Below are 25,272 nucleotides of genomic sequence, written 5' to 3' on the forward strand. Positions count from 1 at the left end.
GAAACTTTAATCAGTGGGGGTTTTGTCCATCCCCACTGATTATTAGCCCACAAATAGAGGGATAAAAAACCTTGAAACATAAAAGTTCCAAGGTTTTTTTGCTTATTAACTTAATCTAATAATAGTTAGAGTAGCTCCTGGCGTTGTCGTAGATAATGTAGCCACTGCAAGTAATCCAAATAACTGTAAACTAATAGCAGAGCCCACAGCTAAATTACTAATAATTGTCGCATTAAATGAACCTGTAGCCACTGCCGGTGAATTTATTGTTCCTGCTAGCGGACTTCCATTTACAGTTATACGCGAACTTACAAGTAAAGCTGCTGTTATATTAATTGTGTAGGCTATATAATAATTACCTGCATTCGCAACCGTAAATATAGTATTCGTACCGTTCACTGTTATTCCGGGTCCAATATTTTGATTGTTCGGTAATGGTATATTCGTACCGCCTAACAACACGGAAATAGCACTTCCTGAAGTATTATTTGCAAATGAATACGTCGCGGTTGTACTAACTCCGGTTGCTCCTGTTGGGCCAGTTGGACCTTGGATTCCTTGTGAACCTGTTGGACCCGTGTCCCCGGTTGGACCTTGTGAACCCGTTGCTCCAGTGGCTCCCGTTGGACCTTGGATTCCTTGCGGGCCTTGAATCCCTTGGGGACCTGTCGCTCCCGTTACTCCCGTTACTCCCGTTGGACCTTGAATTCCTTGCGGACCTTGTGCTCCGGTTGGTCCTTGTGGGCCTTGCAAGCCTTGCACACCTTGTGGACCTGTTGGACCTATTTCCCCTTGCACACCTTGAATGCCAGTTGGGCCTTGTGGACCGGTCGGACCTTGCACTCCTTGTATCCCTTGAATTCCCTGTGGACCTTGTGCTCCAGTTGCACCTGTTGCCCCTTGTATCCCTTGCGGGCCTTGTGCTCCTTGAATTCCTTGTGGACCGGTTGGCCCTTGAATTCCTTGGGGACCTTGTATCCCTTGAGGACCTTGATCTCCGGTTGCTCCTGTTACACCTTGGATCCCTTGTGGACCTTGAACACCTTGCGGACCGGTTGGGCCTATGTCTCCTTGTACTCCTTGTATTCCTTGTGGACCCTGCAGCCCCGTTGCTCCGGTTGCACCAGTTACTCCAGTTGCTCCAGTCACACCCGTCGCCCCTGTTGCTCCCGTATCTCCTACTCCTCCCGTTACACCTGTCGCTCCTGTCGGACCAGGTGGTCCACCGGATGGACCTGTCACTCCCGTCGGACCTGATGGACCTGTTGGGCCACTCGGCCCTGCTGGCCCTCCGGAAGGTCCTGTTACCCCTGTTGAGCCTGTTACACCCGTTGGGCCTGTAGTTCCTTCCCCTGTTGCTCCCGCATCTCCTGTTACTCCGGTCGGACCTTGGATTCCTTGAATTCCTTGAGGACCTTGCACTCCTTGTGCACCCGTTGGTCCTTGAATTCCTTGGATTCCTTGCACTCCCTGTGGCCCCATCGGACCTGTTGGACCGATCGCTCCTTGAGCACCTTGCACTCCTTGGGGACCCTCTGGACCAGTTGCGCCTATTTCCCCTTGTACCCCTTGAATTCCGGTTGCTCCTTGTACTCCTGTTGCTCCAGTTACCCCCTGAACCCCTTGAATTCCCTGTATTCCTTGTGAACCTTCTGGACCTGTCGCTCCTACTGGCCCTTGAATTCCCTGAATTCCTTGTGGGCCCTCTGGACCTGTTGCTCCAGCTGGTCCTGGCACTCCTTGTATTCCTTGCGGGCCCTGAAGTCCTTCTGGACCTTCTGGACCTGTTGGTCCTATATCCCCCATCGGACCTTGAATCCCTTGAACTCCTTGTGGTCCCGTTGCTCCTGATGGACCTGGTACCCCTTGTATTCCTTGTGGACCTTGATCTCCTGTTTCTCCTGTTACACCTTGAGGTCCTATAACTCCCTGTATACCTTGAGGACCTTGATCTCCTGTTGCTCCCGTTATCCCTTGGATCCCCTGAATACCTTGGATTCCTTGTTCACCCGTCAATCCTGTCGGACCAGGAATACCTTGAATGCCCTGTGGGCCTTCTGGACCGGTTGGACCAATTGACCCTTGAATTCCTTGTATTCCTTGTATTCCTTGCGGGCCCTGTGCACCGGTTTCTCCTGTACTTCCAGTCGGACCGGTTAGCCCCTGACCTGTTGCTCCAGTATTTCCTGTTGCTCCAGTCACCCCTGTACTTCCACTCGGTCCACCTCCAGGACCTGTTGCTCCAGTCGGCCCGGTTGGACCAGGAGGTCCTCCTGATGGACCTGTTATCCCTGTTGAACCTGTTATTCCTGTCGGGCCGGTTAGCCCCTGACCTGTTGCTCCAGTCGGACCCGTACTTCCACTCGGTCCTTGTGGTCCTTGAAACCCTTGAGCTCCTTGTATCCCTTGTGGACCAGTTGCCCCTGGTAACCCTTGCACACCTTGAATTCCTTGAGGCCCCTCAGGTCCTGTTGCCCCAATCGGTCCTTGTAATCCCTGTATGCCCTGTATGCCTTGTGCCCCAGTCGCTCCGATTGGACCAATTGGACCTTGTAACCCTTGCACTCCTTGAGGTCCTGTCGCTCCAGTTTCTCCCTGTGGTCCCCTTAATCCTTGTGGTCCCTGCTTTCCTTCTGGTCCTGTTGCACCCATTTGTCCAGCTGGTCCTTGAATCCCTTGCACTCCTTGAGGTCCTGTCGGGCCCCTCTCCCCCATCGGACCTTGAAATCCCCTTGGTCCTTGTGGGCCAGTCGGGCCTTGTGGACCGGTTGGACCAGTAATCCCAATGCCAGTAAATCCCGTTGGAACGGGAGGAAAGGTAGGTCCAATAAGATTCGGTGAAATTCTGAAATTAGAGTTTAATGAATTTTGTCTATCGCGCTCTTTCACACTTTCACCACCTACACACCATCTTTTTTACTTTAAACAAACCTCTTCTTCTTAATATGTATTTACAAAAACAATCTCAAAGACTATTTTTATTTTAAATAATAAAAACTCCCTTAATTCCTTAAGGGAGTCCCGCAATTGAATCCATATTATCTGTATTCGGGACAGCTTGCGCTATACCCGATGCATTTACACTTTGCCCCATATTTGTTCCTGTTAAAGTACCAGCAGGAGTTCCTCGTGTATATGTTGTCGTCACAGAATCGCCTGGCTGTAAACAAAGCTTCGTCTCCGTCCCTATTACTGTAACAACATCAATCCAAGTGCAACCCATTGAACCACTATACGATTTCGTAGCAGTAAATGAAGTATCACTCAAATTATCCCCTGTAAATATATTCCCAGTGTTATTAACGATAATAAATTCTTTAATACGTGCAGGCATACTTACACTCTACCTTTCCTTTATGCACCTAATGTACGTGTACTCGTCGCTAATGGCGGAAGAAACACTGATGTTCTAATCACAGCTTCTGGCTGTCGTTTCCCATTTAAAAAAACAGCCGCACTCGATCCTCCAGCACCAGCATATATTTTTGCCACAGCTAAAGGTGAGATATCATAACAGTCGCCGACATTAACAGCTCCTGTATTATTAATAATTTTTACTTTACGCATGTTAATTCCCATTTCCCCTCCCCCTTTTGTATACTGTATGCAAAAGAAAAAAACTTGAAACAGACTCGTTTCAAGTTTTTGCAGCTACTTATTTAGTTTCGCCTTCATATTGAAGCATACCGCCAACCATATTCACTGTTTTAAATCCTTGCTCATTTAAATAATGGCATACATTTTCACTACGCATTCCCGAACGGCAAATAAAGATATATTCATTCTCTTTCTCAAAGAAATCTACTTTATTTGGAATATCGCCCATTTTAATATGTACAGCTTCCGGAATTTTCCCTGCCGCTACTTCTTCATCTTCTCTTACATCTACTAAAAATAATGTTTCTCCATTTTCTAAACGCTCTTGCACTTCTTCTGTAGTAATTGTTTTTACTTCTGTCATATGTAGTTCCTCCTTATATACAATAAAACCTTCAGTTTCTTCTTTAAACAATCATTTCTCATCAATTTTAGCACGCGAAGGAAGGAACGCAAAGAATGGAACATTTATTTCTCAATTTTCCAGCAAAACTTATTCTTTACAAACATAACTGACGCATTGTATCCTCAATATACTTGTTTGATGAAAGGAGCCAGTTAAAATGACACTTTTTCTTTTCATTATGGGCATCATTTTCTTAGTTTTTGCAGTTATTGCTCTTAGTATGAAAAATAATAAAAAGATAAAATCCCCTCAAGAAATGTCATTCTTATTTCTATTACTTAGTATAGCTTTCTTCGGTTTATCAGTCGCTTCATATATTTTCCGTCTGCAAATCATGTAAAAAAAGGTGCCTACTATAAATCATGCACCTTTCCACATTAATTATTTCCTACACAAAACTAGATACTTTCCGGTTTAAAAACTCGTAAACTTTCTTTTCAAACAAATGAACATCTAATGCCCCAGCCATATGCCCATTTATACTTTCTATCTCATACACTTCTGCGTACTTCCCTTGTTTTTGCAAAATGTCTACCATTTTATAATTATAACGAGGTGGCTGAAGTAAATCTTGTTTGCACGGAATCATGAGTACATTCGCTTCTATATTAGAAAGAGCCTCTTCTAAAGAAGAAAATCCATGCGCAATATCATGTAATAAGACTGCTTTCGCAGTGTACATCCACGAATTTGCATCTACTAAATCTATACTTTTGCATGTCACTTTATTAATCTCTTTCTCAAATGATGTTAATGCAGAAAATTCCTGATAAGGTGCCATTTCTATACTGTTCCGCGGGAATACCATTTCATAAAAATGTTCATCAAACGCATTCATAAACATCATTCGATTTGCTAAATGAAGACCCTTCGTCGGCTGCTCTTCTCCATACTTTCCACCTTTCCAGTTTGGATCAAGCTGAATTGCTTCAATCGCATTTTGCGCTACATTTCCCGACGTTATAATTGGATTTTGTGGATTCGTAATAACTCCAATCACTCGCTCTACCATATGAGGATAGTGAACAGCCCATTGCTGCGCAATCATCCCACCTGCCGACGGTCCCATTACAGCATGTAGCCTAGCAATCCCCATATCTTTTATTAACTCATATTGCATACGTGCTACATCTAAAAATGTGAAAACTGGAAAATCCATCGCATACTCAAAACCAGTCATCGGATTTATCGATTTTGGTCCCGTTGTAATTACGTAGGGATTCTTCACCTGTACATTACAAAGGTTATCAGTGCATATAACGAAATATTTATTTGTATCAATTGCTTTTCCAGGTCCAATTAATCCATCCCACCAACCAGCTTCCTCATCATGCTCTGTATATTTTCCTGCCGCATGACTTGTTGCACTAAAATAGTGACAAACCAAAATCGCATTTGATCTTTCTCTATTTAAAGTGCCATACGTCTCATACCCCATTTGAACAGGAATTTCCCTACCATTTTCAAACACAAATTCTTTTAAAACAAACTTCTCCTTTTTTACAATTTGCACAGACTCGCCTTCTTCCCGTCATATTATAAACTCCTTACTAAAGGATTTTTTCTACGGAAAGCATTCTCCTTCTTCTTTTCATAAATAAATGAATAATATACAAAAATAGCCACAAAATAGCACTATATTACAAGATCAAAGAGGGCATACATATGATTTGGAATTGGTTACGTAAGAAAAAAAATTCAAGTACAAAAGAGACAAATGATTCGAAACAACAATCTGATGATCAAAAGGAACATAACAAAGATAAGAATGACGAGCCAAAAAGTACGGAACAAACTGATGATTCTTCTCAAGACAAACAGCAAAACTCTAAACAAGAGGATAATTCTCAAAACAAGCAGCAAAGTTCTAAACAAGAGGATAATTCTCAAGGTAAGCAGCAAAATTCTAAGCAAGAGGATAATTGTCAAAACAAGCAACAAAGTTCTAAACAAGAGGATAATTCTCAAAACAAACAGCAAGGTTCTAAAAAAGAGGACTCTTCTCAAGACAAACAGCAAAGTTCTAAACAAGAGGATTCTTCTCAAGACAAACAGCAAAACTCTAAACAAGAGGATAATTCTCAAAACAAACAACAAAGTTCTAAGCAAGATGATAATTCTCAAAACAAACAGCAAGGTTCTAAACAAGAGGACTCTTCTCAAGACAAACAGCAAAATTCTAAGCAAGATGATACTTCTCAAAACAAGCAGCAAAATTCTAAGCAAGATGATACTTCTCAAAACAAGCAGCAAAATTCTAAGCAAGATGATAATTCTCAAAACAAACAGCAAAGTTCAGGAAGTAACAGCATTTATGACTTTAGCAAACCAGAAAGTGACCATATTCATTCTCTACAAGATTTAATAAAGAAGCTGAAACAGTCTAGTGATTTTGTTAATTACCATACATCTGACGATGAAACGATGCCTTATTGGATTTCTTACTATCGCCCTTCACTTGACGGTGAGAAATTGCAAAAGTATTTAATGCCTACTCTAATGGAACGTCCTTGCGCTCCATTAGAAGAATTAAAAGAACATATTCCAATGAGTGGTATAACGATTACGAACGACTTACAAAAAATTGAGGACATGGTTTTAAAGGGACATGCAATTATTCAATTAAATCAGCAAGATCAAAAATGTATGCTTGCAAACATTGCAATTGATAATTATCGTGCACCAACTCCTCCATTAAATGAATCCACCGTTATCGGGCCACAAGAAGGATTCGTTGAAGATATTGATACGAATATTAATTTAGTACGAAAACGTCTTCCTGTTTTAGATTTACACACAAAAGAGATGATTATCGGAGAGTTTTCAAAAACAAAGGTTATCATGATGTATTTAGACAACCTTGCCGAAAAAGATAATGTAGACTTTCTAGAAGAATCACTTCGAGCTCTTGAATATGATCAAATTAACGATAGTGCTTATATACAGGAATTAATGGGTGAAAAGTCAATTTTTCCTCTCTATATAAATACAGAACGCACTGATAGAGTCACAAAAGCACTTATTGATGGAAAAATTGCTATTTTTGTTGATGGTTCTCCTAGTGTCCTATTAACGCCTGTATCATATTTCGATTTTTTCATTTCACCAGAAGACTATAACGTTTCTTGGTTATATGCTACATTCTCAAGGATTTTACGGCTAATCGCTGTTTTATTCTCAATTTGCGCGACACCATTATACGTTGCAGTTTTGAATTATCATTATGAATTAGTTCCGAGTGACTTACTTGAAACATTGATTTTATCAAGGGCTCAAGTACCATTCCCCCCTTTAATAGAAGCACTTTTCTTGGAACTTGCGATTGATTTATTAAGAGAAGCTGGCGCGCGATTACCTATGAAGGTCGGACAAACGCTCGGTATTGTAGGCGGTATCGTAATCGGACAAGCGTCCGTGCAAGCTGGTTTAACGAGTAATATTTTATTAATTATCGTTGCCTTATCAGCGTTAGCTTCCTTTATTACGCCCATTTATAAAATGGGTAACGCCGTTCGTTTACTGCGTTTCCCATTTCTCGCCTTTGCAGAAATAGGTGGGCTCTTCGGTATATCTCTTGGATTTATCTTTTTATTTACCCATTTGTTTAGACTTACTTCTTTACGTAAGCCGTACGCTCTCTTTTATCCAACGAGACAACAATCCTTTAAAGATTCTTGGATTCGTTTTCCATTAACAATGATTGATACTCGAGATGTTCAAGCAAGACCGCAACACGTAAAGAAAGCAACTAATGGAATTTCTACAAAACATACGTCAGATTTTGATGATTAAGAAATGAGGTGCATCGATGAGTAAAATTAAAGCAGAACACCAAATATCACCCGTCTTCGTTTTCTTTTTAATTCACGGTGCACAATTTGGTGCTGGTGTTCTCGGATTCGCTCGAATCATTGCAAAGGCAGCTGGATACGACGGCTGGATGGGAGTTTTAATTACAGGAATCGGTATCCATATTCTTATATGGGTGATGTATTTCTTATTAAAAGAAACAAACGGAAATTTAATTGATTTACATCGGCAAACATTTGGGAAATGGCTAGGAAACGGCATTAGTATCATCTTTATGGCTTATTTTTTTATTGTAAGTATTTCTGTAGTTAGAACATATGTCGAAATTATTCAAGTATGGATGTTTCCTAGTGCATCCACCTGGATGCTCACATTCTTTTTATGCTTAATAAGTTATTACATTATTTCATCAGGCTTCCGCGTCATTACAGGCATTTGTGTCATTTCTGTTGGCGGGACCTTAGGATATCTTTTTCTAAGTCTTTTTATTTTGAAATTCGCACATTGGGATAATTTACTTCCGATGTTTTCACATTCTTTTACCGATATTTTGAAAGCGGCCAAACTATCTATTTATAGTATGACAGGGTTTGAAATTTTTCTTATGGTTTATCCGTTTGTTAAAGAGCCAGAGAAGTCCCATAAATTCGCACAATATGGGGCATTATTCTCTAACTGCTTATATTTGTTTAGTACTATTCTCGCTTTTACTTTCTTTAGTGAAAAACAACTACTCAAAACAATTTGGTCTCAACTTTCAATGACACAAGTTATTAAGCTTCCTTTTATAGAGCGACTTGAGTATATTGCTATTTCCGCTTATGCTCTCGTTATTGTTACGAGCTTTATTCTACCTTTATGGGCTGCTACTAGAGGAACTCATGAAATCTTTCGTGTTAAGCAACGTAGCATTTTAATCGCCTTTATGCTTATCACCTTAGTTGTTTCACAACTTTTAACGAACAGGCATGATATTAATGATTTTATTAGCAATACATCTAAAGTTAGTTTTTGGCTTATATATGTATACATCCCAATTCTATTTATTATTGTGTGGGTGAAAAGAAAATGGAAAAAACCAAAAGAAAATTAATACTTCTTATTTGCATCAGTATCTTCAGTCTAACTGGTTGCTTACAAAAAAATATTATTGATGATGTTCAACTCATTCAAGGAACTGTCTTCGATACAGCAAAAGATAATAAAGTAAAAGTTACATTTGTTTGTCCTATACAAAAAAAGGGCAATAAAGTTCAAGTTTATGAGGGAACAGGAAACGCAGTAAAACAAGTAAAGGCAGATACATCTTTAGAATCTTCGCAACCGTTCGCAAGCGGTCAAATGCGTGTTGCCTTATTCACAACAAAGGTTGCTAAAAAAGGATTATCCACCTCCTTTGACACATTAATTCGTGATGTGAATATTGGTAATTCACTGTATGTGGGACTATTAGAAGGAAGTGGTACTGAACTATTTAAAGGAAAATACAGTACATCTTATAATGTTGCAATTTATATAAAAAAAATGTTAGAACATAATATGGAAACCGGCCCTTTACCAACTGACAATTTATATTTAGGTGCTTTTCGGTACTACCGTGAAGGACAAGATTCTTATATGCCTATCCTGAAAAAACATGGAGATAAAATAAAAATTACTGGTATCGGTCTCTTAAAAAAGGATAAGTTAGTTGGAACAATCAAGTACCAAGATATGTTTGTTTTCAAAGGACTACTAGAAAAGCACCGCTTAGACTCACATGAATTTAAAACCAATCCTGGCTATGCAATGATTAATAATATCCGTTCCGTCCCTACCTACGAAGTAAACATAAAAAACGGAAAACCTTCTTTCTATATTCATGTGAAAATGGAAGCTCGTATTCAGGAGCTCTCTAGAAAATTTAATTTAGAAAACAAAAAAAATACAACAAAAATAGCTAAGTCAGTCGAAAAGCAATTAGACGTGAAAGCTACAAAACTTATTAAACAATTTAAATCTCTAAATGTTGATCCCCTTGGACTGGGGGCAAAATATAGACAACATTATCGCTCATTCAAATTAGAAGAGTGGCGAAGAATGTATAAAGATGTTCCAATTCAAGTGAAATATACTGTCAACATTACAAATTCTGGTGTAATTGAATGATAATGATTGAACTCCTCTCTCCAGCATGATACAACGGAAAGAGGAGTTTTTATTTTTAAATAGAGAAAAGGGATATTTACGGGGGAGCTTATGTCTAAAAAATTAGTAAAACCTATTTTAAATGGTATTTTATTTCTCGGCGTCTTTTTATTTGCTCATACATACTTAAAAAATGTTTCTTTCACACGTTATTTACTTGTAGTTATACCAATGCTACTCATCGGAATGTTTGGCATCGATCTTATTTTATCCGTTTTAATTAAGAAAGAAGAATAACGAGCGAACATCTTATTTCTCATAAGATGTTCTTTTTATTTAATAACTACCTTATGTTACAATAAAATTCGGCATAACGTAAGAAAGGATGAAACAACATGACAAACGAAAAAGGTTTAGATAAAGGATACGAACTTGTTGCAAAAATGCATGAAGAATTCGGACATCCTGTGACAAGTACTCCAACAAAACTAACAGAAGAGCGTGCAAAAATTCGTGCTAGCTTTATGCAAGAAGAGCTAGAAGAATTTCTAGAAGCAACAACTGTTGAAGATCAATATGATGCACTTATTGACCTTATTTACTTTGCATTCGGAACGTTTGCAGAAATGGGCGTACGTCCAGATAAAGGATTCGAAATTGTAAACAATGCTAACATGGCAAAACTATTCCCTGATGGAAAGCCTCGATTCCGCGAGGGCGACAGCAAAATTATGAAACCAGAAGGATGGCAAGCACCGGAACCACAACTTCGTGCGGAAATCGAACGCCAACGTCAAGAGGCAGAAAAAAACTGCTAGGATCTCCTAGCAGTTTTTTATTATGTCTTTTTTCCTTTGGTCTATTAATGACCCACGTGTCCCGCGTGTCCTGCTGCTCCTGCAGTACCAGCTGCTGCTCCTGCTGCCGTCCCTGCTCCAATTCCACCTGCCCAAGGCTGTTGTTGCTGCTGATACTGTTGGTATTGTTGTTGACCCTGATGCTGTTGTTGACCTTGATGATGCTGTTGGCCTTGATGATGCTGTTGGCCTTGGTGATGGTGTTGGCCTTGATGATGGTGTTGACCTTGGTGATGGTGTTGACCTTGGTGATGCTGTTGGCCTTGGTGATGCTGTTGGCCTTGGTGATGATGTTGACCTTGATGAGTTTGATAAAGGACAGCCTGCGGGTGAATTTGATGATGACCTTGGTGATGTACTTGTTGCTGATGGTGGCCGTGGTGTTGATGATGACCATGATGACCGTGGTGTTGATGCTGGCCTTGGTGACCATGATGACCATGGTGTTGATGCTGGCCTTGGTGACCATGGTGTTGATGTTGACCTTGGTGTGTTTGATAAAGGACAGCCTGCGGATGAATTTGATGATGACCATGATGATGTACTTGTTGTTGATGATGGCTGTGGTGTTGATGATGGCCGTGGTGTTGATGATGGCCGTGTTGTTGATGATGACCGTGATGGCCGTGATGCTCATGATGTACATGCTGACCGTGATGGCCGTGATGCTCATGATGCACATGATGACCGTGAACACCTTGAGGGAATCCGCCGATCCCACCAGTTACAACACCAACGCCAGGTACAGGAAATCCTGTTTGTACACCGCCAACGAAAGATGGGAATGTAGTTGGCATACCTACAGGAACTCCTCCTTGTGCACCTCCTACTAGTGCCGGAAATCCTGTTTGCGCTCCAGCTACTGACGTTGGAAATCCTGTTTGTACACCCGCCACTGACGTCGGAAATCCTCCAGCTGCTCCTCCCATCCAACTTGGGATTCCGCCATATCCGTGTTGACCATCTCCTCCCATGAACATCATTTGTCCATAACTATCCGATCCACCTCCGAAGAAGCCATGTGGTGCATTATTGTCCATCCCTTTCATTCCTTTCACCTCTTCTGTTCAATTTAACCTACCTTTTTTATCATATTTTCTATAGAAGAATAGGTGTTTGTCTATATGGGAATTCCGCGCCTTTTTCTTCGTTCTTCATTCATGATAAACTGAATTAACTGATTTTTCCAAAGGAGGCGTTTTCGTTGGAGAACGTAGCAAAAGCTTCCATCGACGATTTAGATTCAATCTTACATATAGATGTTGATGTAATCGGAGACGATAGTAGACGAGATTATATTAAACACGCTATTGATGAAGGAACCTGCATCATTGCAAAAGAGGACAATTCCATTTCTGGTTTTCTAACATACGATACAAATTTCTTTGGTTATACTTTCCTCTCATTAATCATTGTTTCGCCATCGAAAAGAAGACAAGGTCATGCAAGCTCATTAATCTCATATATGTTAAGACATTCTCCTACTCAAAAAATATTTTCTTCAACGAACAAATCGAATACAAATATGCAAAAAGTTTTTAAAGCAAATGGATTTATGCGTAGTGGAATGATCGAAAACTTAGATGAAGGTGATCCTGAGCTTATTTTTCACGCAAAAAAGCTCAGAGCATAAACGCTCTGAGCTTTTATTAATAATTAATTAGTTTGCAACAACGTTAACAAGTTTTCCAGGAACAACAATTACTTTACGAACTGTTTTTCCTTCAATTTGTTCTTTGATTGCCTCAAGTGCAAGTTGTTCCATTTCTTCTTTTGATGCGTCTTTACTCATTGTTAGTTTTGTGCGAACTTTGCCCATAATTTGAACAACGATTTCGACTTCATCTTCTACAAGTTTAGACTCATCAAATGTTGGCCAGCTTGCATATGTGATTGTTTCACTGTATCCAAGTTTGCTCCATAGTTCTTCTCCGATGTGAGGTGCAACTGGTGCAATCATTTTTACGAAACCTTCTACATATTCTTTCGGAAGTGTTTCAGCTTTGTATGCATCGTTGATGAATACCATCATTTGAGAAATCGCTGTGTTGAAGCGAAGCTCTGCATAGTCTTCTGTTACTTTCTTCACTGTTTGGTGGTAAGCTTTTTCAAGATCTTTGTTTGGTGCATCAGTAATTTTCTCACTCAATTCACCGTTCTCTTGAATGAATAGGCGCCATACGCGGTCTAGGAAGCGACGAGCTCCGTCAAGACCATTTTCAGACCAAGCGATTGAAGCATCTAATGGTCCCATGAACATTTCGTATAGACGAAGTGTATCTGCACCGTGGCTTGCTACGATATCATCAGGATTTACAACGTTACCTTTTGATTTACTCATTTTCTCGTTGTTTTCACCTAAGATCATACCTTGGTTGAATAATTGTTGGAACGGTTCTTTCGTTGGAACTACACCGATATCATATAATACTTTATGCCAGAAACGAGCATATAGTAAGTGAAGTACAGCGTGCTCTGCTCCACCGATATAAATATCAACTGGAAGCCATTGTTTTACTTTTTCAGGGTCTACAAGTGCTTCGCTGTTGTTTGGATCGATGTAGCGTAGGTAGTACCAGCAGCTACCAGCCCATTGCGGCATTGTATTCGTTTCACGACGACCTTTTTTACCAGTTTCAGGATCAACAACATTTACCCACTCTTCAATGTTTGCAAGTGGTGATTCACCTGTACCTGAAGGACGAATATTCTCTGTTTTCGGAAGAACTAATGGTAATTCTTCTTCTTTCACAGCTGTCATTGTACCATCTTCCCAATGGATTACTGGAATTGGCTCACCCCAGTAACGTTGGCGACTAAATAACCAGTCACGTAGACGGTACGTTACTTTTTGATTTCCTGCGCTTGTTACTTCAAGCCACTCAATCATTTTTACAATTGCTTCTTCTTTATTTAAACCATCAAGGAATGCTGAGTTTACGTGCGCACCATCACCTGTATATGCTTCTTTCGAAATGTCTCCGCCTTTTACAACTTCCTTCATTGGAAGATTGAACGTTGATGCGAATTCATAGTCACGCTCATCGTGAGCTGGAACTGCCATTACAGCACCTGTTCCGTAAGTTGCAAGAACATAATCAGCGATCCAGATTGGTAATTTCTCACCGTTTACTGGGTTAACTGCGTAAGCACCAGTGAATACACCCGTTTTTTCTTTCGCAAGTTCTGTACGCTCTAAATCGCTCTTCATTTTAACAGAGTTAATGTAAGCTTCTACAGCTTCTTTTTGTTCTGGTGTTGTAATGTTAGCAACAAGTGCATGCTCTGGAGCCAGTACACAGTAGCTTGCTCCAAATAGTGTATCAGGACGCGTTGTGAAAACTGTGAACTTCTCATCTGTACCGTCGATGTTGAAGTGTACTTCTGCACCTTCAGAACGACCAATCCAGTTACGTTGCATGTCTTTTAAGCTTTCTGGCCAATTAAGCTCATCTAGATCTTCTAATAGACGATCTCCGTAAGCTGTAATTTTTAACATCCACTGTCTCATCGGACGACGCTCAACTGGATGTCCACCGCGCTCACTCTTACCGTCAATGATTTCTTCGTTTGCAAGTACTGTACCAAGTGCTGGGCACCAGTTTACAGGTACTTCATCAACGTAAGCTAAACCTTTTTCAAATAGTTTTAGGAAGATCCATTGTGTCCACTTGTAGTAGGTTGGATCTGTTGTATTTACTTCACGATCCCAATCGTAAGAGAAGCCTAATGCTTTAATTTGATTACGGAACGTATTAATATTAAGCTCTGTAAATTCAGCCGGGCTGTTCCCAGTATCAAGTGCATATTGCTCTGCTGGAAGACCGAATGCATCCCATCCCATTGGATGAAGAACGTTATATCCTTGCATACGCTTCATACGAGATAAAATATCTGTCGCTGTATAACCTTCTGGATGACCTACGTGTAAGCCTGCACCTGATGGATATGGGAACATATCTAGTGCATAAAATTTTGGTTTTTCTGTTTCATCTGGCGTACGGAATGTTTTATTCTCTTCCCAATGCCCTTGCCACTTCTTCTCAATTTCTTGATGATTAAAGCTCATGAGATACCCTCCTTGAAATTCTATTTATTTTCACCGCCCAAAATACAAAAAACCTCTCATCCCTAGAAAGGGACGAGAGGTTATAGATTCCCGCGGTACCACCCTAAATTAATGTAATAAATACATTCGCTTAGATCCGTAACGTGGATTAACGGCAATTGCTACTAATGATTTCACAACTGCAACTCAAAGGCGAGTTCATAACGAAACGTGGATTGACTTGCACCGACCGTCAACTCTCTAAACCAGCTTCTATTACTACTACTCCTTCTCACTGTTATTACAAATATGAGTTAATGTGAACTACCCACCACTTAGTATCTCTTAAGAGCTTACTTGAAGCGAGGGCTTCTCGGTTAATCGTTACTCTTGCTAACTAACGAATTCGTCTTAGGACAGCCGAGCTAACTCCCTTGTTCCAAAGGATATTTTATTACTATTTATTTAAATATATTCTAAAACATGTTGCATGTTCCGTCAAACTAAACTGCAATTTTTTCTTCAACTGTTTCTTCTACTTTTACTCGTCTATCATAAATACTCGTTGCTATAAGCGCTACTACAAGCATTACCATGATCGCAATAAACAATACTTCCATATTGTATAAGTCAACAATCGCTCCGCCAACGACCGGTCCGAACATTTTCCCTACAGTCGCTGCGCTATTTACAACACCTTGATAAAATCCTAGCTTATCTTTCGGTGCAAGTATATTTGCGATGGTCGGAACTGCCGGCCATACGAATAATTCACCAATTGTTAATGTCACCATCGCAATGAGAAACATCGTAAATTGCTGCGCTTGACTTAAAACAATAAACGACGCCGCAAAAATGATGATTCCAATCATAATTTGCTGTTTTAAAGAGCGCTTCATCCAGCGAATTAGCATACTAACGAGCGGCTGCGCACAAACAATCATCGCTCCGTTTATCGTCCATAATAAACTATAGTGACGAAGGCTAATATTTAATTCTTGCATATGTGTTGCAATCGCCCCTTGCCACTGTACGTATGTAACCCAGCATAAAGCATATGCTACACACACAATAAGAAGTGCTTTGAATCCAGGTGTAAATGACCACCCTTTTTTCGTTTCGACTTCTTTTTGCATTCCTTGCTCTTTTTTGTCTTCCATACCACGGAATCCAATAAAAGCAATTAAGAAGAAAACAAAGTATAAAATAAAGTTCGCTAAGAAAATATAATCAAAACGATACGACGCAACTAAACCACCGCACGCTGTTCCAATCGCAATACCAACGTTTTGTCCAACATACATCGCATTAAATGCTCGTCTTCCGCCCTCTGGCCAAACCGTACCAACCATCGCATACATCGATGGAAAGACCATTCCAGAACCAAAGCCAATTAATGCTAGCCATACAACATATAACGGCCAACCGTGGAAGAATACAAGACCTAAAATCGATACAAGTGTAATGACGATCCCTACTAAAATTGATTTATAACCGCCCCATTTATCAAATAAAACACCGCCGAGCAAGTTTCCGATTACACCAGTAAGCGAGTTGATCATTAATACCATTCCGGCTACTGATAAAGATTTCCCTAAACTATCATGTAAGTAAATTGTATTAAAAGGCCATAAAAAAGAAGCACCCGTGACATTAATAATCATCCCAGCTACTAATAGCCATACTTTCCTTGGCATAGTTTCCCCTCCTATTCTCTTTTTTTCGTTCATATATATAACAGTAAAATTGTAGTCGTTTTTAAATAGGAAGGCAACTGATTAATAGTTGATGAAATTCAGATAATAGCACAAAGACGATCAGAATGTATTCTAATCGTCTTTGTAAAATATTAATCTATAAATAATGGAATCGTTCCCTCGCGAAAAGTTATCCAACTTCCTTTTTACGTTTTGCACTTTCTTTCGCACTCCATTTAAATATTTTGTCTAGTAGAGAGTATATTCTCCCAGACTCCTTCGTTAATAATGGCCCTAACGACGCCAATATTAAAACATATAAAGCTGAGAACGGTTTAATCGTTGCCATTAAGCCACCCGCTATTCCGAGATTCGCGACAATAATGGAGAATTCCCCGCGTGATATAAGTGTTAAACCGATATTCGTAGAAGCCTTATGCGATAACCCGGCTTTACGTCCTGCAATCATTCCAGCTGTAAAATTGCCGATGAGAGTAATGAAAACTGCTCCTAATGCCAACCATACTGCTCCTCCAAGCGAAAACGGATCTATACTTAAACCGAAGCTGAAGAAAAATATAGCTCCAAAGAAATCACGAAACGGGACGACGAGATGCTCGATTCGATCACTATGCTCTGTTTCTGAAAAGACGAGTCCTAACAATAAAGCCCCAATCGCTTCCGCAACATGAATTGTTTCTGAAAATCCTGCTACAAAGAATAAAATAGCAAATATCACGATAATAAAAATTTCGTTTGACGAAATATCTAATACTTTATTTAGGAACGACGTAGCTTTTCTAGCGATTACAAAGAATAGGAGCATATACCCTACTGCGATTAACACCGATGTAAGAGCACCTACAAATGATGTTGCACCTCCGAGTACTAATCCTGAAACAACTGATAAATATACAGCTAAAAAGATATCATCAAACATAATGATTCCTAAAATTAGCTCTGTCTCTTTATTACCAGATCTTCTTAAATCAACGATTACTTTCGCTACAATTGCACTCGATGAGATTGTAATAATTCCAGCAATAATTAATGTTTCTAGTAAGGGGAAGCCCATTATATATCCATAAAGTAAACCTAATATGAAATTAAGCGATATATGAACACTACCTCCAAAAGCAATCGACTTTCCTGATTTAATTAATTTTTTTATTGAGAATTCTAAGCCTAAATAGAATAGGAGGAATATGACGCCTACACGGCCGAGGAAGGAAATAACTTCTCCGCTTTCAATAAACCTTAAATCGATAAGTCCTAAATCTGGGGCATGAGGCCCCACTAACATACCGAGTATAATGAGAAACGGAATAATCGAGAACTTTAACTTCGCAGCGAGGATAGCTGCAAAAGCTACTAATACTAACGCAGTTCCAACTTCAAAAATTAAAGTATCCATCGATTACGAATCACCTCCTGCTGAAAGCAACTCATTAATAATTCTTTTCACTTCATGTCTTTCGCCCGATAATACGAGCATATCGCCAGCTTCAATGATAGAATCTGGGCCTGGATTAAAGAACTTCTTCATATTCTTTTTCAAAATAGCAATGATTGTTACGTTATATGTTTTTCTAACGTGTAAGCTACCAATTGTTTTTTGTACCACTGGTGCGTTATTTTCTACTTTAAACCATTCAATTGATAATCCTTCAAAAGCCATCTCAATCGTGTCTAAAGCTTGTGGTCTATATACCATCCCGCCTAATATAGCCGCAATTTGTCTCGCCTCAGAATCGCGAAGAGAAATGCTTGAAATACTCTCATCATGATCCTCATCAAAATGATACATTTCCCTTCGTCCATCATCGTGAATAACAATAACCATTTTTTCATTACCCTTTGTTATCACTTCAAATTTACATCCAATGCCCGGTAGTTCACTCTCTCTAATATTCATATTCCCGCCTCCTAAATTTTTTTAGTTACGGCTCTTCCCTTTTACAAATCTACATCAATCTCTGTTTTAAACTTCTCGTCTTTTGATATCCCTAAATACTTTAACGTTTCTGAAGGAGTCGCGTGATGAAAATGTTTTTGCAACAGTGCGATTGCTATTCCTCTTTTATATGCATGAAATCCAAATGTTTTTCGCATTGAGTTCGTTCCAATCTTACCAAGTATTCCGACCGCTTCAGCTGCGCTATGGATAACACGATACGCTTGTTGGCGTGAGATTGAATTTGTTGTTTTGTTAGATTGAAATACGTAGTTTTCTCTTTGAATATCAAAAGATTGTACGTACGCTAAAAGCGCCTCTTTTACTTTTGTATTTAAATAAATATCTTGTTTAAACTTTTCATCTTTCACAGGAAGAGAATAAAACTCTTTAACAGTCTTATCTTCATTTAATACCTCTTCAAATTTCATACTAAGTAGCTCAGTGATCTTTAATCCAGTGTTAATTCCAATAACAAATAAAAGATAATCTCGCTGCGAGTGCTCTTTTAAATACTTTTTCATAGCCTCAATTTGGCTTATATCTTTTAATGCCTCTACAACTTCCATACATGTATCTCCTCATCTTATGAACGGTAATTTTCTCATTATCCTGTTCATTTTACCTTATCATGCTATGAGATTTCCATGTATTATCCATTATTTTCACAATATACGACTTAAGTCTGACAATTTTTCATTTGGAAAGTTATGATTGTACAAATACGGTGTGGGTAGAAAAATAGGGGATACAAGTTCAGCTTCTTTCTACAGATCGGATTCCTCCTTTCATTTTTCGGTTGCTGATACTTTCATATTATGTTACTTATTTACATTATATTATATATTTCAGTAACATTAAAGTGTTTTTTCTGAAAATACAAAAAGCCGAGCACTTTCACTCGGCTTTTTACCTATTAATCTTCTTTTGGAAGAACAATTCCTTTATACAATTGAACTGTAATGAAGTAATAAATCGCATAAATAACTACGAAAATTACGATTGGTACCCAAATACGGAAGTAAGGATCCATTAAAATAAATCCGAAAATATTCATACCAACTAATACGTGAGCGATCCCCACAATTGCTGGGAATAAGAATACTAAGAATAATTCTTTATAAATCGATTTCGTTAATAACTCACGACGCACACCGATTTTGCGAAGCATTTGATAACGCGTAATATCTTTTGATGCACCAGAAAGAATTTTAAACATTAAACAACTTGCCATCATTGCTAAGAACGCAATTCCAAGGAAGAATCCCATAAATACTGTTCCACTCGCAATGCCGTAGAATCCATTGTAAGATTGATATTTACTATCTAATCTTTCAGCTTTTACATTTTTATATTTAACTAGCTGCAACTCGTCAAGTTTTTTCCATTCTTTTGTGTATGCTACAAAATCGTCTGTTTTTCCAGTAACTGCGATTCCTTCTTTACCATTTACAGTATCGTACATTTTCTGATCTACAATTTTAATTGCATGATCTTCATATAGATAAAATGGCTGAATTGTTCTGAAAGCCTCGTTCCATTCTTCTGGAAGTTCTTTAGCACTCGCATCTTTTTCATTCATTTCTCTAGAAACTGCACCTACTGGTAGTTCCTCTGAAACTTTCTTTATTTTTCCTAAATCCTTCATACTTTCCATCTGTTTTGTATCTTGTACGAAAGGAGGTTTTTTCTCTAAATCTTCTTTTACATAATAAACGTATTTATTATCAACTTTGTAACGATATTCATTTTTCTCTTTAAATGTAATACCATCTAAAATTTTCTTTTCTTCAGCTGTTGGGTTATGAATAACTGAATCATATATTACTAAACCATCAACCATTTTTATAACGTTATTTTTAAACGCCATACCACCTGAAATTGCACCCGCTCCAAGAGCAACTAACATCGCTACCGTTGCAAGTACTTTCGTTAAGCTATTAATACGGAAATTTAATTGTGCAAACGTAAAAGCATTAAGTCCTTTTTCACTACGCTTTTTATTACTCTTTAACTTTCTAATGATAACTGGGAGAAGTGATCCAAATAGCATGTAAGTACCAGTTGTTGTTGTAATTAATGCAATAAGGATTCCCATTTCTCTTAGTCTTTCCATGTAAATCATTGATGCATAGCCAATTCCTAATAAAATAACAGCAAGGATTGCAACGACACCTGTCATTTTTCCTTTTACCGCAACACGTTCTGTTTGTGCATCTGCATGTACAAGTTGCAGTACTGAAATACGTGATAACTTAATACTGTTCATAATTGCTGATAATACAAATAATGCAAAGAAGAAAATGCAAGTAACAGTCATAGATGGTAGATAAAATGCCTTATAGCCTTCACCAGCAAATTCTAATTGTTTCATTAATAACTGTCCGATACCTTCTGCAAGTCCTACACCAACTGTAAGTCCAATCGCAAGAGACGCAGCACCTAATACAATCGTTTCAATAAACATAAGTAATGTAACTTTATGCTTTTTTGCACCTAACATCATGTACATACCAAACTCTTTTTGACGAAGAGATAATAAGAAAGAGTTTGCATATAAAATGTAGAAGAACGTTATAATTGCTAATAAAAATGAACCTGCTTGGAATACGAAACCAATAGACTTAATAACAGAATTGGATTCGATAAACGCTTTATTCAGCGCTAACGTTTGGAACATATAAAAAATTGAAATCGACATGACAAGACCAACAAGTAAGACAATATAATCTTTCAGCTTACTCTTTAGCCCTGACATGGAAAGTTTAAATAACATACTGAAACCTCCTTTCTTACGCTTTTTGTGTACCTAAATCTGCAAGTACATCTAAAATTTCTTTGTAGAACTCTTCACGCGTACCACCGCGATGAATTTCTTTATATAGCTCACCATCTTGAATGAATAAAATACGCTGACAGTAACTTGCACTATATGGATCATGCGTAACCATCATAATAGATACGCCTTGTTCTTCATTTAAGTTTGTCATCGCATCAAGTAAACTTGCTGCATTTTTCGAATCAAGAGCTCCTGTTGGCTCGTCTCCTAAAATAATTGCCGGCTCATGCACTAGTGCGCGTGCTGCTGCTGAACGCTGTTTCTGTCCACCGGATACTTCAGTTGGATACTTTTGAAGAATTTCTGTAATCCCTAACATATCCGCTACTTTCTCTACTTTCGGTCCAATATTACGTGATGAAACACCTTGAAGTGAAAGTGGAAGTGCAATGTTCTCATAAATAGATAAGTTCTCTAATAAGTTGAAGTCTTGGAAAATGAATCCTAACTTTTGCGAACGGAAATCAGAAAGCTCACCTTGCTTCATTTTCGTAATGTCCGTACCCGCAATTTCAACAACGCCGCCCGTTGCTTTATCAAGCGTTGAAATTACATTTAACAATGTCGTTTTACCAGAACCAGATGGTCCCATAATTCCAACAAACTCACCCTCTTGAATTGAGAATGAAACACCTTTTAACGCGTGTGATTGGTTCTCACCTTTTTTACCGTACACTTTTTGAACGTTTTTCACGTCTACAACTGGTTTCGTCATATATATCCTCCTACACTTGTTTTTCCATTACCTATTTTGCGCCTTTTGGAGGTGAACTGCTATTTGTTAACATTACAATTACCTTACACTTTTGTAATAAAATAAAACCAGGTCGTATTTCGACCTGGTTTACTCTGATTGCTTCGATCTTTGAGGTTGTCCTTTTTTACTGTTACGCTGTTTCACTTGAACAACTGGATCAAGTTCATTTGAAAATTCAGCGTTATGTCCATTTTGCGTTTTTTGCTCTGGATTATTTTGATCTGAACGTTTCGCCATTACATTCACTCCTTATTAGTGCGGTGTAATAATCATTTGATGTTGCAATTGGCGAATTGCCATACGTGCTCTATTTAATTGCTCACGTTGCTCATCATTCGCATGTTGCTGCATAGTTTGTAAGTCGTTATATGCTTGTTCTAATTGTAACTGAGCATCCGAATACTCCATCGTATTGTAATGCTCTTGTCTCATGCCTTGGTCTAATTGTTCTTTCGCATATTCCACCGCTTGTTCTGCCTGTGTAATATACTCTTCAAGTGATTGACGCTCTGCCATAATTGTCCCTCCTTGCTTCAATTCCCCTTTAGTGTGTCCCTTCCATATGAACCTTATGAGTATGTTATAATGGATTTTGTTTCATTTTGACTCGTCTTAGGAGGGAAAATAATGAAGGTTCAAAACCCTTTTCCATATACAAATGACAATAAACGTTATCATACATGGAATTACCACTTACGAAATGAATTTGGTGAAAAAATCTTTAAAGTTTCATTAGATGCTGGCTTCGATTGCCCGAACCGTGACGGTACAGTTGCTTACGGTGGTTGCACGTTTTGTAGTGCTGCTGGATCTGGTGACTTCGCTGGCGATCGCCGCGATGATGTTATAACGCAATATCATGAAATGAAAGAAAAAATGCACTCAAAGTGGAAAGACGGAAAATGTATCGCTTATTTTCAGGCTTACACAAATACACATGCACCACTTGAAGTGTTAAAAGAAAAATTCGAACCGCTTCTAGCAGAAAAAGACGTTGTCGGTCTTTCTATCGCAACTCGTCCAGATTGTTTACCAGACGATGTCGTTGAATATTTAGCGGACTTAAATAAACGTACGTACCTTTGGGTTGAACTCGGACTACAAACTGTTCATGAACGTACTGCAAATCTTATTAACCGTGCTCACGATTATCCATCTTATGTGGAAGGCGTAAATAAATTACGCAAACATGGCATTAGAGTTTGCTCTCATATTATTAACGGTCTTCCACTTGAAGATTACGACATGATGATGGAAACAACTCGTGAAGTAGCGAAGCTTGACGTACAAGGAATTAAAATTCATTTACTTCATTTATTAAAAGGAACGCCAATGGTGAAGCAATATGAAAAAGGACAACTCGAGTTCCTTTCTCTTGAAGATTACGTAAGTCTCGTTGTTGACCAACTTGAAATTATTCCAGAAGATGTAATTGTGCACCGCATCACAGGTGACGGTCCGCCTGATTTAATGATTGGCCCAATGTGGAGCTTAAATAAATGGGAAGTATTAAATTCCATCGATGCAGAATTTGTACGCCGCGGAAGCTGGCAAGGAAAATATGCAAATGAGGAGAAACAAAAATGAAATTAGAACGTGTATTACCGTTTGCTCGCTCGCTGCTGCAAACGGCTGTTAAAGAAGGCGATTACGCTGTAGATGCAACTTTAGGAAATGGACATGACACTTGCTTCCTAGCTGAAATCGTTGGAGATAACGGAAAAGTATTTGGATTTGATATTCAAAAAGAAGCAATTGAAAGCTCTACTATCCGCCTAAAAGAAAAAGAGCTTTTTGAACGTACTGTTTTAGTTCACGATAGTCACGATACGCTTCTATCCGTACTACCAGAAGATGCAAAAGGAAAAGTAACAGGCGCTATCTTCAACTTAGGTTACCTTCCAGGCGGTGACAAGCATATCGTCACAAAACCGAACTCAACAATCTCGGCGATCGAGCAATTATTAGAAGTAATGGCACCTGAAGGTATCATCGTCCTTGTCATTTACCACGGACATCCAGAAGGACAAGTAGAACGCGACGCTGTACTTAAATTTGCAGAAGAACTAGATCAAAAAGAAGCTCACGTTTTGCGATACGGCTTCATTAACCAGCAAAATAACCCGCCATTTATTGTGGCGATTGAGAAGCGATAAAGTGAAACTTTAATCAGTGAGGTTTACTGTCCGGCAAATAGCAGGATAATTATATCAACGATTTTTCAGATATATCGATCATTCGACAAAACATAACAAAAAAAGACGTGCATTCATTGCACGTCTTTTTCTTATTCTCCTATATAATGGATGTATACAATATTTGAAGAAAGAAGGATAGAACTTTGCTAGTAGAACTAAGGGGAATTCAAAAGAAGTATGGCAAATCACTTATACTAGACAACATCGATTTATCCATTCCAGAAGGAGAAGCACTCGCTATTATTGGTGGGAACGGGACTGGAAAAAGTACTTTACTCAAAATAATTGCAGGCTTTATTCCACCTACGGCAGGGACACTTCAAAGAAAAGAACATATACAAATCAGTTATGTCCCTGAACATTTTCCTGAAGGAATTCGTTTTACATTAGAGGATTATTTATATCATCTCGGCCACATTCACGGTTTATCAACAAAATATTTAAGAAATAAAATTCCGATGCTCCTTGAATCTTTTCATCTACATCATGCAAAGCATTACGTTGTACGAAACTTTTCAAAAGGTATGAAACAAAAAACAGGCATTATGCAAGCATTACTTACGGACGTCCATTTATTAATTCTAGATGAACCTCTTTCTGGACTCGACCCTAACTCTCAGCAAGAATTAGAGCATATTTTACTCTCATTAAAACAACAAGGCATATCTATACTCTTCACATGTCACGAAAAACAACTACTAGAAAACTTCGCCGATAGAATTGTGACATTAGCAAATCATACAATTGCGGAAGATACCTCTGTGCAAAAATCAACAGAACAGGTCTATATTGAGGCAATTGTTCACGAAACATTTTCAGCTATAGAACTACAAAAGCAATCAGGATTTATACAAGTTACACACAATTCAAATCAAAGCCTCATTCAATTACAAATCGAAAAGGAATATGCAAACGAAATGCTTCAGTTTTTATTACATAAAAAAGCATCTATCACACTGCTACAGCCTAATTTTTAAATCGA

25 protein-coding genes and 1 other annotated feature are annotated in these 25,272 nt (G+C 38.8%); of the genes, 10 read left to right on the forward strand and 15 right to left on the reverse strand.

Features of this window, described 5'->3' with window-relative positions:
- Positions 1–105: 105 nt before the first annotated feature.
- From MKY90_RS24145 to MKY90_RS24160, 4 genes are all read right to left on the reverse strand, one after another.
- A complete protein-coding gene (locus MKY90_RS24145; RefSeq protein ID WP_341092741.1) occupies positions 106–2,889 on the reverse strand; it encodes a BclA-related collagen-like exosporium protein in 2,784 nt (927 codons plus the stop codon).
- Between the two features lie 121 nt (positions 2,890–3,010).
- Positions 3,011–3,334 carry a hypothetical protein gene (locus MKY90_RS24150; protein ID WP_002167540.1) on the reverse strand — a complete coding sequence of 108 codons (324 nt, stop codon included), beginning with the start codon at positions 3,332–3,334 and terminating at the stop codon, positions 3,011–3,013.
- 20 nt (positions 3,335–3,354) lie between these two features.
- Positions 3,355–3,579: a spore germination protein gene (locus MKY90_RS24155; protein WP_000512595.1), complete on the reverse strand. Its 225-nt coding sequence runs from the start codon at positions 3,577–3,579 to the stop codon at positions 3,355–3,357.
- A gap of 76 nt (positions 3,580–3,655) precedes the next feature.
- A complete protein-coding gene (locus tag MKY90_RS24160; protein WP_000141214.1) occupies positions 3,656–3,961 on the reverse strand; it encodes a rhodanese-like domain-containing protein in 306 nt (101 codons plus the stop codon).
- 199 nt (positions 3,962–4,160) lie between these two features.
- Here MKY90_RS24160 and MKY90_RS24165 point away from each other — a divergent pair, with 199 nt between their 5' ends.
- Entirely contained in the window at positions 4,161–4,343 is a 183-nt protein-coding gene (locus MKY90_RS24165) for a hypothetical protein (protein WP_002015640.1), read from the forward strand.
- Between the two features lie 48 nt (positions 4,344–4,391).
- On the opposite strand, the gene MKY90_RS24170 is transcribed toward MKY90_RS24165, so the two are convergent.
- Complete coding sequence (locus MKY90_RS24170) at positions 4,392–5,516, reverse strand: alpha/beta fold hydrolase (protein WP_341092742.1); 1,125 nt, start codon at positions 5,514–5,516, stop codon at positions 4,392–4,394.
- A gap of 152 nt (positions 5,517–5,668) precedes the next feature.
- Here MKY90_RS24170 and MKY90_RS24175 point away from each other — a divergent pair, with 152 nt between their 5' ends.
- From MKY90_RS24175 to MKY90_RS24195, 5 genes are all read left to right on the forward strand, one after another.
- Positions 5,669–7,795, forward strand: coding sequence for a spore germination protein (locus tag MKY90_RS24175; protein WP_341092743.1), 2,127 nt, complete (start codon positions 5,669–5,671; stop codon positions 7,793–7,795).
- A gap of 16 nt (positions 7,796–7,811) precedes the next feature.
- Positions 7,812–8,906, forward strand: a complete 1,095-nt coding sequence (locus MKY90_RS24180) for a spore germination protein (RefSeq protein ID WP_341092745.1) — start codon at positions 7,812–7,814, stop codon at positions 8,904–8,906.
- Entirely contained in the window at positions 8,882–9,961 is a 1,080-nt protein-coding gene (locus tag MKY90_RS24185; RefSeq protein ID WP_016095960.1) for a Ger(x)C family spore germination protein, read from the forward strand. The genes MKY90_RS24180 and MKY90_RS24185 overlap by 25 nt, the downstream gene beginning before the upstream one ends.
- Positions 9,962–10,051: 90 nt before the next feature.
- Positions 10,052–10,237, forward strand: coding sequence for a hypothetical protein (locus tag MKY90_RS24190; protein ID WP_002129504.1), 186 nt, complete (start codon positions 10,052–10,054; stop codon positions 10,235–10,237).
- Positions 10,238–10,335: 98 nt separating this feature from the next.
- The gene (locus MKY90_RS24195) at positions 10,336–10,758 is read left to right on the forward strand and encodes an HAD family hydrolase (protein WP_341092747.1); all 423 of its coding nucleotides are present in this window, start codon (positions 10,336–10,338) and stop codon (positions 10,756–10,758) included.
- A gap of 44 nt (positions 10,759–10,802) precedes the next feature.
- On the opposite strand, the gene MKY90_RS24200 is transcribed toward MKY90_RS24195, so the two are convergent.
- Positions 10,803–11,846: a VrrB protein gene (locus tag MKY90_RS24200; protein ID WP_341092749.1), complete on the reverse strand. Its 1,044-nt coding sequence runs from the start codon at positions 11,844–11,846 to the stop codon at positions 10,803–10,805.
- A gap of 155 nt (positions 11,847–12,001) precedes the next feature.
- On the opposite strand from MKY90_RS24200, the gene MKY90_RS24205 reads away from it, so the two are divergent.
- Positions 12,002–12,430: a GNAT family N-acetyltransferase gene (locus MKY90_RS24205; RefSeq protein ID WP_215551559.1), complete on the forward strand. Its 429-nt coding sequence runs from the start codon at positions 12,002–12,004 to the stop codon at positions 12,428–12,430.
- A 27-nt stretch (positions 12,431–12,457) separates the two neighbouring features.
- Here the strand turns inward: MKY90_RS24205 and leuS are convergent, their stop codons facing one another.
- The 9 genes from leuS to MKY90_RS24250 all read right to left on the reverse strand — a co-directional run bounded on the left by leuS (position 12,458) and on the right by MKY90_RS24250 (position 22,608).
- Positions 12,458–14,866: a leucine--tRNA ligase gene (gene leuS / locus MKY90_RS24210; RefSeq protein ID WP_002129511.1), complete on the reverse strand. Its 2,409-nt coding sequence runs from the start codon at positions 14,864–14,866 to the stop codon at positions 12,458–12,460.
- Positions 14,867–14,931: 65 nt separating this feature from the next.
- Positions 14,932–15,150: a binding site (T-box leader), on the reverse strand.
- Between the two features lie 198 nt (positions 15,151–15,348).
- Positions 15,349–16,542 carry an MDR family MFS transporter gene (locus MKY90_RS24215; RefSeq protein ID WP_098167618.1) on the reverse strand — a complete coding sequence of 398 codons (1,194 nt, stop codon included), beginning with the start codon at positions 16,540–16,542 and terminating at the stop codon, positions 15,349–15,351.
- 190 nt (positions 16,543–16,732) lie between these two features.
- Positions 16,733–17,956, reverse strand: a complete 1,224-nt coding sequence (locus MKY90_RS24220) for a cation:proton antiporter (RefSeq protein WP_098167619.1) — start codon at positions 17,954–17,956, stop codon at positions 16,733–16,735.
- A 3-nt stretch (positions 17,957–17,959) separates the two neighbouring features.
- Positions 17,960–18,457: a cation:proton antiporter regulatory subunit gene (locus MKY90_RS24225; RefSeq protein WP_098167620.1), complete on the reverse strand. Its 498-nt coding sequence runs from the start codon at positions 18,455–18,457 to the stop codon at positions 17,960–17,962.
- A 41-nt stretch (positions 18,458–18,498) separates the two neighbouring features.
- A complete protein-coding gene (locus MKY90_RS24230; RefSeq protein WP_098167621.1) occupies positions 18,499–19,065 on the reverse strand; it encodes a tyrosine-type recombinase/integrase in 567 nt (188 codons plus the stop codon).
- A 347-nt stretch (positions 19,066–19,412) separates the two neighbouring features.
- Complete coding sequence (locus tag MKY90_RS24235) at positions 19,413–21,272, reverse strand: ABC transporter permease (protein WP_341092753.1); 1,860 nt, start codon at positions 21,270–21,272, stop codon at positions 19,413–19,415.
- Positions 21,273–21,288: 16 nt separating this feature from the next.
- Positions 21,289–22,050, reverse strand: coding sequence for an ABC transporter ATP-binding protein (locus MKY90_RS24240; RefSeq protein ID WP_002129519.1), 762 nt, complete (start codon positions 22,048–22,050; stop codon positions 21,289–21,291).
- A 129-nt stretch (positions 22,051–22,179) separates the two neighbouring features.
- Positions 22,180–22,329, reverse strand: a complete 150-nt coding sequence (locus tag MKY90_RS24245) for a hypothetical protein (protein WP_001129345.1) — start codon at positions 22,327–22,329, stop codon at positions 22,180–22,182.
- 15 nt (positions 22,330–22,344) lie between these two features.
- Positions 22,345–22,608, reverse strand: a complete 264-nt coding sequence (locus tag MKY90_RS24250; protein WP_002089099.1) for a YtzC family protein — start codon at positions 22,606–22,608, stop codon at positions 22,345–22,347.
- Between the two features lie 111 nt (positions 22,609–22,719).
- On the opposite strand from MKY90_RS24250, the gene MKY90_RS24255 reads away from it, so the two are divergent.
- From MKY90_RS24255 to MKY90_RS24265, 3 genes are all read left to right on the forward strand, one after another.
- On the forward strand, positions 22,720–23,679 hold the full coding sequence (locus MKY90_RS24255; protein WP_002167527.1) for a TIGR01212 family radical SAM protein: 960 nt from the start codon (positions 22,720–22,722) through the stop codon (positions 23,677–23,679).
- Positions 23,676–24,248 carry a class I SAM-dependent methyltransferase gene (locus MKY90_RS24260; RefSeq protein WP_002129524.1) on the forward strand — a complete coding sequence of 191 codons (573 nt, stop codon included), beginning with the start codon at positions 23,676–23,678 and terminating at the stop codon, positions 24,246–24,248. The genes MKY90_RS24255 and MKY90_RS24260 overlap by 4 nt, the downstream gene beginning before the upstream one ends.
- Before the next feature lie 185 nt (positions 24,249–24,433).
- The gene (locus MKY90_RS24265; RefSeq protein WP_341092755.1) at positions 24,434–25,267 is read left to right on the forward strand and encodes an ABC transporter ATP-binding protein; all 834 of its coding nucleotides are present in this window, start codon (positions 24,434–24,436) and stop codon (positions 25,265–25,267) included.
- Positions 25,268–25,272 lie beyond the last annotated feature (5 nt).

The organism is Bacillus sp. FSL P2-0099, assembly GCF_038007445.1.
Taxonomy (GTDB): Bacteria; Bacillota; Bacilli; order Bacillales; family Bacillaceae_G; genus Bacillus_A; species Bacillus_A mycoides.

Excerpts from the sequence above, each read along its gene's own strand:
- MKY90_RS24150 (WP_002167540.1), bottom strand. The coding sequence starts at position 3,334 with ATGCCTGCACGTATTAAAGAATTTATTATCGTTAATAACACTGGGAAT.
- MKY90_RS24155 (WP_000512595.1), bottom strand. The coding sequence starts at position 3,579 with ATGGGAATTAACATGCGTAAAGTAAAAATTATTAATAATACAGGAGCT.
- MKY90_RS24160 (WP_000141214.1), bottom strand. The coding sequence starts at position 3,961 with ATGACAGAAGTAAAAACAATTACTACAGAAGAAGTGCAAGAGCGTTTA.
- MKY90_RS24165 (WP_002015640.1), top strand. The coding sequence starts at position 4,161 with ATGACACTTTTTCTTTTCATTATGGGCATCATTTTCTTAGTTTTTGCA.
- MKY90_RS24175 (WP_341092743.1), top strand. The coding sequence starts at position 5,669 with ATGATTTGGAATTGGTTACGTAAGAAAAAAAATTCAAGTACAAAAGAG.
- MKY90_RS24180 (WP_341092745.1), top strand. The coding sequence starts at position 7,812 with ATGAGTAAAATTAAAGCAGAACACCAAATATCACCCGTCTTCGTTTTC.
- MKY90_RS24185 (WP_016095960.1), top strand. The coding sequence starts at position 8,882 with ATGGAAAAAACCAAAAGAAAATTAATACTTCTTATTTGCATCAGTATC.
- MKY90_RS24190 (WP_002129504.1), top strand. The coding sequence starts at position 10,052 with ATGTCTAAAAAATTAGTAAAACCTATTTTAAATGGTATTTTATTTCTC.
- MKY90_RS24195 (WP_341092747.1), top strand. The coding sequence starts at position 10,336 with ATGACAAACGAAAAAGGTTTAGATAAAGGATACGAACTTGTTGCAAAA.
- MKY90_RS24200 (WP_341092749.1), bottom strand. The coding sequence starts at position 11,846 with ATGAAAGGGATGGACAATAATGCACCACATGGCTTCTTCGGAGGTGGA.
- leuS (WP_002129511.1), bottom strand. The coding sequence starts at position 14,866 with ATGAGCTTTAATCATCAAGAAATTGAGAAGAAGTGGCAAGGGCATTGG.
- MKY90_RS24215 (WP_098167618.1), bottom strand. The coding sequence starts at position 16,542 with ATGCCAAGGAAAGTATGGCTATTAGTAGCTGGGATGATTATTAATGTC.
- MKY90_RS24220 (WP_098167619.1), bottom strand. The coding sequence starts at position 17,956 with ATGGATACTTTAATTTTTGAAGTTGGAACTGCGTTAGTATTAGTAGCT.
- MKY90_RS24225 (WP_098167620.1), bottom strand. The coding sequence starts at position 18,457 with ATGAATATTAGAGAGAGTGAACTACCGGGCATTGGATGTAAATTTGAA.
- MKY90_RS24230 (WP_098167621.1), bottom strand. The coding sequence starts at position 19,065 with ATGGAAGTTGTAGAGGCATTAAAAGATATAAGCCAAATTGAGGCTATG.
- MKY90_RS24235 (WP_341092753.1), bottom strand. The coding sequence starts at position 21,272 with ATGTTATTTAAACTTTCCATGTCAGGGCTAAAGAGTAAGCTGAAAGAT.
- MKY90_RS24240 (WP_002129519.1), bottom strand. The coding sequence starts at position 22,050 with ATGACGAAACCAGTTGTAGACGTGAAAAACGTTCAAAAAGTGTACGGT.
- MKY90_RS24245 (WP_001129345.1), bottom strand. The coding sequence starts at position 22,329 with ATGGCGAAACGTTCAGATCAAAATAATCCAGAGCAAAAAACGCAAAAT.
- MKY90_RS24250 (WP_002089099.1), bottom strand. The coding sequence starts at position 22,608 with ATGGCAGAGCGTCAATCACTTGAAGAGTATATTACACAGGCAGAACAA.
- MKY90_RS24255 (WP_002167527.1), top strand. The coding sequence starts at position 22,720 with ATGAAGGTTCAAAACCCTTTTCCATATACAAATGACAATAAACGTTAT.
- MKY90_RS24260 (WP_002129524.1), top strand. The coding sequence starts at position 23,676 with ATGAAATTAGAACGTGTATTACCGTTTGCTCGCTCGCTGCTGCAAACG.